This window comes from Streptomyces cinnamoneus (assembly GCF_014650495.1).
Lineage (GTDB): Bacteria > Actinomycetota > Actinomycetes > Streptomycetales > Streptomycetaceae > Streptomyces > Streptomyces cinnamoneus.
The window spans coordinates 343,231-353,222 of sequence record NZ_BMVB01000008.1 but is presented as its reverse complement, the minus strand read 5'-3'; the positions used below and the strand labels follow the sequence as shown (position 1 = coordinate 353,222).

Annotated in this window: 8 protein-coding genes and 1 pseudogene; 4 read left to right on the top strand and 5 right to left on the bottom strand. The window is 73.6% G+C overall.

Going from position 1 to position 9,992, the window contains the following annotated elements; translation table 11 throughout:
* Positions 1-273: 273 nt before the first annotated feature.
* Together IE182_RS15340 and IE182_RS15335 are read right to left on the bottom strand one after the other, a co-directional pair.
* Entirely contained in the window at positions 274-936 is a 663-nt protein-coding gene (locus IE182_RS15340; RefSeq protein WP_190110343.1) for a response regulator, read from the bottom strand.
* A complete protein-coding gene (locus tag IE182_RS15335; protein WP_190110342.1) occupies positions 933-2,087 on the bottom strand; it encodes a sensor histidine kinase in 1,155 nt (384 codons plus the stop codon). Before IE182_RS15335 ends, IE182_RS15340 begins: the two co-directional genes overlap by 4 nt.
* Before the next feature lie 258 nt (positions 2,088-2,345).
* Here IE182_RS15335 and IE182_RS15330 point away from each other — a divergent pair, with 258 nt between their 5' ends.
* Positions 2,346-3,848 carry an alpha/beta hydrolase family protein gene (locus tag IE182_RS15330; protein ID WP_190110341.1) on the top strand — a complete coding sequence of 501 codons (1,503 nt, stop codon included), beginning with the start codon at positions 2,346-2,348 and terminating at the stop codon, positions 3,846-3,848.
* Positions 3,849-4,060: 212 nt separating this feature from the next.
* Positions 4,061-4,207: pseudogene (locus IE182_RS15325) on the top strand (IS5/IS1182 family transposase); the annotation flags it as partial.
* Between the two features lie 13 nt (positions 4,208-4,220).
* Here IE182_RS15325 and IE182_RS15320 read toward each other — a convergent pair.
* Positions 4,221-6,368 (bottom strand): MFS transporter, encoded by a 2,148-nt coding sequence (locus IE182_RS15320; protein ID WP_190110340.1) that lies wholly within the window; start codon positions 6,366-6,368, stop codon positions 4,221-4,223.
* Positions 6,369-6,626: 258 nt separating this feature from the next.
* Between IE182_RS15320 and IE182_RS15315 the strand changes: the two genes are divergently transcribed.
* Positions 6,627-7,292, top strand: coding sequence for an HAD-IA family hydrolase (locus tag IE182_RS15315; protein WP_190110339.1), 666 nt, complete (start codon positions 6,627-6,629; stop codon positions 7,290-7,292).
* Between the two features lie 540 nt (positions 7,293-7,832).
* On the opposite strand, the gene IE182_RS15310 is transcribed toward IE182_RS15315, so the two are convergent.
* Positions 7,833-8,198: a cupin domain-containing protein gene (locus IE182_RS15310; RefSeq protein ID WP_190110338.1), complete on the bottom strand. Its 366-nt coding sequence runs from the start codon at positions 8,196-8,198 to the stop codon at positions 7,833-7,835.
* A 132-nt stretch (positions 8,199-8,330) separates the two neighbouring features.
* On the opposite strand from IE182_RS15310, the gene IE182_RS15305 reads away from it, so the two are divergent.
* Entirely contained in the window at positions 8,331-8,963 is a 633-nt protein-coding gene (locus tag IE182_RS15305; protein WP_190110337.1) for an AAA family ATPase, read from the top strand.
* 13 nt (positions 8,964-8,976) lie between these two features.
* On the opposite strand, the gene IE182_RS15300 is transcribed toward IE182_RS15305, so the two are convergent.
* Positions 8,977-9,948, bottom strand: a complete 972-nt coding sequence (locus IE182_RS15300) for an RNA polymerase sigma-70 factor (RefSeq protein ID WP_190110336.1) — start codon at positions 9,946-9,948, stop codon at positions 8,977-8,979.
* Positions 9,949-9,992: the final 44 nt, after the last annotated feature.

Here is a 9,992-nt window from a genome sequence, read left to right as displayed (position 1 = left end):
TGGACCGGAACCTGCCCCACCTGCCGACAGACCGTCCCATGGCAGCCCTACGACACCACCTAACAAAGCACTACTAGGAGCTGTCCGGCCGATCATGTAACCGTCGTCTGATCTGCTCGTTCTTCCCGGTCGAGGGCGACCACCGCGGCGACTCCGCGGACTCCCGCCACCACCGCAACAGCCCCACCGGCGGCGCCGTCCCCGTCGGCGACGTGGTCGGCCCGGACCGGGCCGTGGTCCGGCCGCTGTTCTGAGCCCAGCCCTCGGCCGGCGTCAGGCCGGGGGGACCAGGCGGTTCTCGTGGGCGAAGACCACGGCCTGGATCCGGTCGCGGAGCTCCAGCTTGAGCAGGATCCGCCCCAGATGGGACTTCACGGTCGCCTCCGCGAGGTACAGGGCGGCCGCGATCTCGGCGTTGGACAGGCCGCGACCGACCTCGACGAGCACCTCGCGCTCCCGGGCGCTGAGCCGGTCCAGCCGCTCGTCGCGGACGGCGGTGCCCCCGTCGGCCAGGTGCGGACGGAAGTCCTCCAGCAGGCGCCGGGTGATCCGCGGGGAGAGCACCGCGTCGCCCGACGCGACGTTGCGGATCGCGGTGAGCAGCTCCTCGGGCCGGGTGTTCTTCAGCAGGAAGCCCGAGGCCCCGGCGCCGAGCGCGGCGAAGGCGTACGCGTCCAGGTCGAAGGTGGTCAGGATCAGCACCCTGCTCCCCGGGGAGACCTCGACGACCTGCCGGGTCGCCTCGATCCCGTCCGTCCCGGGCATCCGGACGTCCATCAGGACGACCTCGGGCCGCAGCTCCCGGGCGAGGCGGACGGCCTGGGCGCCGTCCGCGGCCTCGCCGACCGGCACCATGTCGGGCTGGGCCTCCAGGACCGTGCCGAAGGCCATCCGGAGCAGCGCCTCGTCGTCGGCGATCACGATGCGGATCGTCATGCGGCGCCCGTCCCGCCGCTGCCCAGCAGGAGCCGGGTCCGCACACCCCAGCCGCCGCCCGGAAGCGGTCCGGCCCGCAGCGTCCCCCCGTAGGCGGCCGCGCGCTCGCGCATGCCGGGGATGCCGTGGCCGGACGGTGCGGCGGCGGGAAGCGCCGGCCGGGAGCCGCTGTCGGTGACCTCCACGCCGACGCTCCCGGCCGAGCACTCGACCAGGACCGTCGCGCGGGTGCCGGCGGGGGTGTGCTTGAGGGTGTTGGTCAACGCTTCCTGCACCAGGCGGTAGACGGTGAGTTGTGCGGTGGCCGGCACATGGGCGTGGCCGCCGCGGACCTGAAGGCCGGTCGGCAGCCCGGCGGCGGCCATCTGGCCGGCGAGCGCCTCCAGCTGGGCGATGCCGGGCAGCGGGTGGCGCTCGGCGTCCGGCTCGTCGGCCCGCAGGACGCCCAACGAGCGCCGCATGTCGGTGAGGGCCTGCCGGCCCGTCTCGGAGATCTGCAGCATCGCGGCGGTGGCCCGCTCTGGGGACCTGTGCTGCGCGTAGACGGCGGCGTCGGTGAGCGCGACCATGACGGACAGGTTGTGGGTGACGATGTCGTGCATCTCGCGGGTGATCCGGGCCCGCTCCTCGGCGACGGCCAGCAGCGCCTGCTGCTCCTGGTGCAGCGCCAGCCGTTCGGCCCGCTCCTGCACGGCGGCGAGGTAGGCCCGGCCGGTCCGCACGTTCACCCCGAGGACGGCGGCGGCGACCACCATTGCGGAGAGCGCGACGAACGGGGTCAGGAACGCGCCGTCCGGTGCCCAGCGCAGGCAGGCCAGCACGGCCCCGCCCTCCACGACGGCGGCGGCGAGCAGCGTGCCGCGCCGGCCCGTGTGCGCGGCCGCCGTGTACAGGGCCACCAGCAGGGCGATGTCCGCGGGCAGTTGGACGTCCGCCAGCCACTGGACGAACGCCGCGGCCACCACGGCGGCGAACACCGCGAGCGGGACCCGGCGCCGCCACACCAGGGGCAGCACCAGGGCGGCGGTGAGCGCCGCCGCCACCGGCAGCTCCCGTGCCGGGTACGTGGTCACGACGTTGAGCAGGAGCAGCGCCGGCAACACCGAGTCCCACACCAGGGGCGGTACCCGGTCCCGGTGGCGCACCGTCACACCTCTCCGCCGATCGGTCGTCGTGGCGGCCCGGCCGGGGCCGCCACCGTGTACAGCCGCAGCCTAGGCCGCGGGTCCGCGCCGCACATGAGCCCGGCGTCGGAGCGCACCAGGCAGGGGTACGACCACAGGAGGAGACGTGCCACCTCCTGCGGTCGCAGGCCGGCCGCCGGTCCGGGGTGCCCGGTTGCCACTCCGGTCGCACCGCGGCCCGCCCCGGTTGCCACCCCGGTCGCCGTCGGCGGCGACCCGGGGCCGATGCGGCGGCGCGGGCCCGGCGCCGAGCATGGCCGGGTGACCGAAACCATCCCGGGGCTGTTCCTGTCCCTTCCGGAAGTCCTCGTCCTGCTGGGCGCCGTCGCGCTGCTGGTGGCGCGCTGGCTCCCCCCGGCCGCCCGCCGGCCCGGCACCGTCGCGGCCGGGGCGGTCCTCGTACCGTCGGCGATCGTGCTGGGCATGGCGGGGATCCGCTGGCAGATGCTGCCGGTCCTGGCCGGCGCCGCCGTCGCCTCGGCGTTCGCCCTCCCGCCCCTGCTGCGGCGCCGTACCGGCCGACCGGCGCGGCGGGCCCGCTGGTGGCTGGCCCTGCCGGGATCGCTGGCCTGCGCCGGCCTGATCGCCACCGGCCCGGTGGCCGCCTGGGCCTCCCCCGTGCCCGTCTTCCCCGAGCCGACGGGCGACTTCGCGGTCGGCACCCGGGTGGCGCAGTGGACCGACCCGCTCCGCCCCGAGAGCTTCACCGCCGACCCGGACGACCGGCGCACGGTCGTGGTCCAGCTCTGGTACCCGGCGCAGAAGATCCCAGCGGGCGCCCCTCGGGCCCAGTACCTGGGACGCACGGAGGGCGAGGCGCGGACCGTCTCCGAGGCCCTCGCCGGCGGGGTCGGCCTGCCCGGTTTCCTGGTCGACGGCGTCCCGAGGGCCCGCAGCCGCGCGGTCGCCGATGCCCCGGTGGCCGGCGGGGGAGAGCGGTTCCCCGTCGTCCTGTTCTCTCCGGGGTCGGGCGGGGTGCGGTCCCAGAACACTGCCTGGGCGGAGGAGCTGGCCAGCCACGGCTACCTGGTCGCCGCTCTCGACCACCCGTACGACTCCGCCGTCGTCGTCCTCGCCGACGGCCGCACGATCCGCGCAACCACCGCCTCCTCCGGGGACCGCGACAGGGACGAGGAGCTGGCCTCCGGCTGGACCGCCGTCCGGGCCGCCGACCTCGGCTTCGTCCTCACCCGGCTGGAGCGACTGGACCGCGGTGAGACCGCCGACCCGCTGACCGGACGCCTGGACACCGGCCGCGCCGCGGTGGCCGGCCACTCCCTGGGCGGAGCCGCCGCCCTGCAGGCGGCCCGGCAGGACCGCCGGTTCGACGCCGTCGTCGACCTGGACGGCTACCCCCACGGCCCCACCGCGCCCGCCCTCCAGCAGCCGGCGCTCGCGCTCACCCAGGAGATCACCGCCGGCACCGACCCGCGCTACCTGCCCCGGCTCACCGAGGCCCTCGGGCACAGCACCGCGACGAGCTACCGGCTCACCATCCCCGGCGCCGGGCACCTCACCTTCATGGACGGCCCGCTCTACCTGCCGCCGGTGCCCTCGATCGTCGGCACCCTGGGCCGCACCGAGAGCCCGCGCGTCGTCGCCGCGGCCACCCTCGCCTTTCTGGACGCCACCCTGCGAGGCCGCCCCGGCGACCCGGCCGAAACCCTCCGGGCCTACGGCACGGTCTCATCATCAGGGGATCGGGGAACTGCGACGCCGACCCCGTGATCGGCCTTGCGCGCGTGTTCGGCCGTCCACGGGGTCGGCCTCGCAGTTCCCCGATCCCCGGAGCCGTCCGGCCGATCATGCAACCGTCGTTTGATCTGCAGCTGTCCCTGATCGTCACGCCGGGGCAGCGGGCCGACTGCACCCAGTTCGCGCCGGTGCCGAGAAGATCCGGGTCCCCAGACTTGGGCTGGGCAGGCCCCGCAAGAAGCCTGACAGTGTCGCTGAAACGCAACACCGTCGAGAGGGCCATCAACAAGCTGAAGAACCCCCGCGCCGTCGCGACCCGTTACGACAAGCGCGGATATGTCTTCCTCGGCACTGTGACCGCGGCTGCCCTGGTCATCTGGCTACGGGCTTGAGGCCCTCTCCTGGTCAGTGGCCGGGGCCCCGGCCCTGGCCGTGGTCCAGGTGGCGGTCCAGGCGGTGGTCGTCGTGGGGGTGGCCGGTGCGGGCCTCGCCGTCGTGGGGCTGCTCGGCGTCCGAGCCGCACAGCTCGGCGTTCAGGTGGCGGACGAGCTGCTTCAGGTCGTGGGGGCGGTCCTCGGCCGTCCACCAGTCGCCCAGCATTTCGGCGAGCATCTGCTCGCGCACGTCGAACAGCCGGTCCGCGTCCCGCCGGCCCTCGTCCGTGAGCACCAGTTGCAGGCCCTCGCGGGTCGCCAGCCCGCGTGACTCCAGTTGCCGGACCGCCTCGGTGACCACCCGCAGCGGTACGTCCACGCGCTCGGCGAGCAGGGACGGTTCGGTGTGTCCGTCGCGTTTGATGCGCAGCAGCATCCAGCTGGCCGCGGGGTGGAGGTCGAGCCCGGCCCGGGCGGTGATCTTCTCGTAGACGCGGCGGCGGCCCTCGCGGCTGCCGAGCAGGGACAGGGCGCGGGCGACCTCCTCGTGGGAGGAGCGCTCGACGGGGTTGCTGGAGATGACCTCGCTGTTGTCGGGGGCGGTGACGCTGGCGCGCAGCGGTTCCTCCCGGAGCAGCCAGGCGAGGGCGAAGGCCACGAGCGCGGGCGGCACGGCGTAGAGGAACACGTCGGTGATCGACTGCGAGTAGGCGGCGAGCACGCCGGTGCGCTGGGCCGGCGGGAGCCGGTCCACGGCCCGCGGGTCCGCCTGGAGGGAGCCGGGGGTGACGCCGGGCGGCAGGGGGGCGCCGGCGAGGGCGTCGGCGATGCGCGGGCCGAGCTTGTTGGCGAAGATCGTGCCGAAGATGGACACGCCGAACGAGGCGCCGATGGAGCGGAAGAAGGTGGCGCCGGAGGTGGCGACGCCGAGGTTCTCGTAGCCGACCGAGTTCTGCACGATGAGCACGAGCACCTGCATGACGAGGCCGAGCCCGAAGCCGAAGACGAAGAAGTACGCGCTCATCTCGGTGGTGCTGATCGACGGGCTGAGCTGGTGGAGCAGCAGCAGGCCGATGGCCATGACACCCGTGCCGGCGATGGGGAAGACCTTGTAGCGGCCGGTGCGGCTGACGATCTGTCCGGAGGCCGTCGAGGCGATGAGGATGCCGGCCACCATCGGCAGCATGTGCACGCCGGACATGGTGGGCGAGACGCCCTGGACGACCTGCAGGAAGGTCGGCAGGTACGTCATGGACCCGAACATCGCGAAGCCGACGACGAAGCCGATCACCGAGCAGAGCGTGAAGGTGTGGACGTGGAAGAGCCCCAGCGGCAGGACGGGTTCGGCGGCGCGCCGCTCGACGAGCACGAAGGGGGCGAGCAGCAGCACGCCGAGCACGCCCAGGCCGATGATCTGCCAGGACGTCCACGGGTAGGTGGTGCCGCCGAGCGAGGTCATCAGCACCAGGCAGGTGGCGACGGCGGCGATGAGGAAGGTGCCCAGGTAGTCGATGCGGTGCGGGGTGCGGTCGGCGGGGATGTGCAGCACGGCGGCGATCACCAGCAGGGCGACGATGCCGATGGGCAGGTTGACGTAGAACACCCAGCGCCAGCTGAGGTGGTCGACGAACAGCCCGCCGAGCAGCGGCCCCAGCACGCTCGTACCGCCGAAGACGGCGCCGAACAGGCCCTGGTAGCGGCCGCGGTCGCGGGGCGGCACGATGTCGCCGACGATCGCCATCGACAGCACCATCAGCCCGCCGCCGCCCAGGCCCTGCAGGGCCCGGAAGCCGATCAGCTCGGGCATGTTGGCGGCCAGGCCGCACAGCGCGGAGCCGACGAGGAAGATGACGATCGCGGTCTGGAACAGCTTCTTCCGTCCGTACTGGTCGCCCAGCTTGCCCCACAGGGGGGTGGCGGCGGTGGAGGCGAGCATGTACGCGGTGACCACCCAGGACAGGTGCTCCAGCCCGCCGAGGTCGCTGACGATCGTCGGCAGGGCGGTCGAGACGATGGTCTGGTCGAGGGCGGCCAGCAGCATGCCGAGCAGCAGCGCGCCGATCGCCACGCGCACTCCGCCGCGGGCCTGCCCCGCTCCGGGCACGGGCGCGGACGCGGACGCCGACGCGGGGCCTGCGGGCGCCGCGCGGCCCGGGGTGCCCGGGGTGTCCTGGGCCATGGGGAGCTCCTCGGGGGCGGGGGTGTCGGTTCCGCTGCCTCCATCGTGGGCCGCACGGGCGTTCCCGGCCTGCTGGGGTAGGCCATTGGCTGGCGGATGCGGGGCCGGGGCGGGGGCTCGGAAACGGCTTCGACCAGGGCCGTTGGCGTTCAAGGGGGTCCGTTTTGTATCTTTGAGAAACAAAGTGGCTCCGCCCGCACTCCCTGACCGGCGGGCGGAGCCGCTTGTCTTCTTCCGCGCGCGCTCTGGAGCCCACCGATGACCACCCTCACGGCACGTGCCCTGCTCCTGGACATGGACGGGACGATCGTCAACTCCGACGCGGTCGTCGAGCGCTGCTGGCGCCGCTGGGCCGAGGAGCACGGCCTGGACGCCGACGAGGCCATGAAGATCGTCCACGGCCGCCAGGGCTACGCCACGATGGCGGCCCTGCTGCCGGACCGCCCCATGGAACTCAACCACGAGGACAACCGCCGCATGCTGGCCGCGGAGACGGCCGACATGGACGGCGTCGTACCGGTCCCCGGCGCCCCCGCCTTCATGGCGGCCCTGGCCTCCCTCCCCCACGCCCTGGTCACCTCGGCGGACGGCCCCCTCTCCCGGGCCCGCATGACCGCGGCCGGCCTGCCGATGCCTGCGGTGCGCATCACGGCGGAGTGCGTCAGCGCCAGCAAGCCGGACCCGGAGGGCTTCCTCAAGGGCGCGGCGGAGCTGGGCTTCGCCCCGGAGGAGTGCATCGTCTTCGAGGACTCGGAAGCCGGCATCGCGGCCGGCCGCGCGGCGGGCATGCGCGTCGTGGGCGTGGGCCCCCGGGCGGCGGCGCACGGCCCGGACGTGGCGGTGACGGACCTGACGCAGGTGACGGTCGAGGCGGGCGAGGACGGCGGGATCGTCCTGCGGATCGCAACGACGACGGCGGCCTGAGGCTGCGCGGGCGCGGCGGGCAGCGGGCGCGGCGGGCAGCGGGCGCGGCGGGCAGCGGGCGCGGCGGGCAGCGGGCGCGGCGGAGTGCTTCTGCGCCGCTGCGCGGCTTGGGGCACTGCTGCTGCCGCGTAGGAGCGGCGGAGTGCTTCTGCGCCGCTGCTCTGCGGCTTGGGGCGAGAAGGGGAGGCAAGGGGCTGCGCCCCATGAGCCACCACCCGCTGCGCGGCCGAGAGCGAGCCGCCCTCGTCCAGGCCACCGCCTCAGGGGCGGCGCCGCCGCCACTCACCGGTCGGCACACCCGGCCACGCAGCGGACGGACCCGCCGGGGCACAGCCCCAGGCGCCCTCTCTCTCCCCCCCGCCACAGAAACGGCGCCGTCCTTTCCCGGCCGACTCACCCGGCCGCGTCAGCGGACCGGCTCTCCGGGACGCAGCCCAGGCCCCTCCGCGCCCAAGCCGCGCAGCGGCGCAGAAACGCTGCGGCAGCGCGCGCAGCGAAACGGAGCGCCCCGGTCAGGGGGCCGCCCCGCGTGCCGCCGCCTCACCCCATCTGCGTCTTGACGTGTCCCATCACCTTGTCCAGCTCCCCCGTCGGCGAGAAGTCCACGAACTCCGTGTCCTCCACCATCTCGGGAGCGTGCCCAGGGGCCCAGTAGAAGGCTTGCCCGGCCTCGTACATCTTCTCGCCGTCCTTCGTCCTGATCCTGACCCGTCCCTTGGTCAGCAACCCCCAGTGCGGGCACTGGCACAGGTCGTCGGGCAGGCCCTTGAGCAACGGCCCCAGGTCCGTCCCTTTGCCGGCGCGCATGAACATCACGGCCATGCCGCCGCCGATGTCCTGCGTACGCACCTCGACTCCTTCGCCCTGGACGGTGACGGGCGTCTCCTCCCGGCTCATCGACGTCATGGCTCCTCCTCTGCGTCGACTCCTGCTCATCGAGGACGCCACTACCCCCACTTCTCACGATAGGCAGCGCGCAAACGGACCGCGACCGCACCGTTTACGCAGGCCAGAGGCCGTCGTCCCTAGACTCCGCACATGCTTGTGTGGATCAACGGCCCCTTCGGCGGCGGCAAGACCCAGACCGCCCACGAACTCCACCGCCGCCTGCCCGGCAGCGTCATCTGCGACCCCGAGCACGCCGGCTTCGGCCTGCACCGGATGCTGCCGCCGGCCCTGCGCGGCGACTTCCAGGACCTCCCGGCCTGGCGCCAGGGCGTCTACGAGGTGCTGGACCTCGCCCTCACCCGGCACCACGGTCCGGTCATCGTCCCCATGACGGTCGTCGAACCGAAGTACTTCGACGAGACCGTCGGCCGGCTGCGGGAACGCGGTCACGACGTCCGCCACTTCTCGTTGCTGGCCCGCCGGGAGACGGTGCTGCGTCGCCTGCGCGAGCGCGGCTTCGGCCACGTCGTCCAGCTGGTGGCGGGCAAGGACGCGCCTTTGCGGCGCGAGAGCTTCGCCGTCACGAAGCTCGACGTGTGCCTGGAGCGGTTGCGCGGAGCCGAATTCGGCGAGCACGTATGGACGGACGACGTCACCGTCGCGCAGGTGGCCGACCACGTGGCCGCCTCGGCGGGACTCACCCTGACCCCGAACACGGACAGCCCCCTCCGGGGCCGCCTGCGACGGGCCTGGACGGGGGCGAGGCACATCCGCTTCGACTGAGACAGCGGGGGGGCTACTGTCGACGGGCCTGCTTCACCTCGCGGTCGACGGCCCAGGCGTCGGCGACCGGCCCGAGGTGGCCGAGCTTGTCGGGGTTGATCACCGAGCGGATGGCCTGGATCTTCCCGTCGAGCATCTCCAGGGCCAGGGTGTGCAGGACCTTGCCGTCCCGGTCGCGGAAGACCGCGCCGGGCTGGCCGTTGATCTCGCGCGGCTCGAACGTGACGTCGATCCGGGCCATCCAGGGGAAGACTGAGGCGAGCAGCCGGGCCACGTTCTCGGCCCCGACGATGGCCCTGGCCAGCTGCGGGGCCTTGCCGCCGCCGTCCCCGGCCATGTGGACGTCGGCGGCCAGCAGCTTCTGCAGCGCGCCCATGTCGCCGTCCTTCAGCGCGTCGAAGAACCGCGCCGCCAGCTCCTGCCGCTCCCGACGGTCCGCTGCGAACCGTGGCCGCCCGGCCTGCATGTGGCGCCGCGCCCGTACCAGCAGCTGCCGGCACGCCCACTCCGAACGCTCCACCGCCGCGGCGACCTCGTCGAACCCGAAGCCGAACACCTCCCGCAGCACGAACACCGACCGCTCCAGCGGGCTCAGCCGCTCCAGCAGCAGAAGCGCCGCCATCGACACGGAGTCGGCCAGCTCCGCCGCACGCGCCGGATCCTGATACGGATCGCTCAGCAACGGTTCCGGGAACCAGGGGCCCACGTACTCCTCCCGTCGCACGCGCGCGGAGCGCAGCACGTCGATCGAGACGCGCGTCACCGCGGTGGACAGAAAAGCCTTGGCCGACGTGGGGAGGGTCGTCGTGCCGTCGAAGCGCAGCCACGTCTCCTGCACCGCATCCTCGGCCTCGCTCACGCTGCCCAGAATCCGGTAGGCGATCGAGAACAGCAGCGGACGCAGCTCCTCGAACTCCTCGGCCTTGTCGACCTTGTCGACCTTGTCGACCTTGTCGACCTTGTCGACCTTGTCGACCTTGTTCACGCCGGATCCCCTCCCCTTGACGCCACGTCAGGTTAACGTCCTCC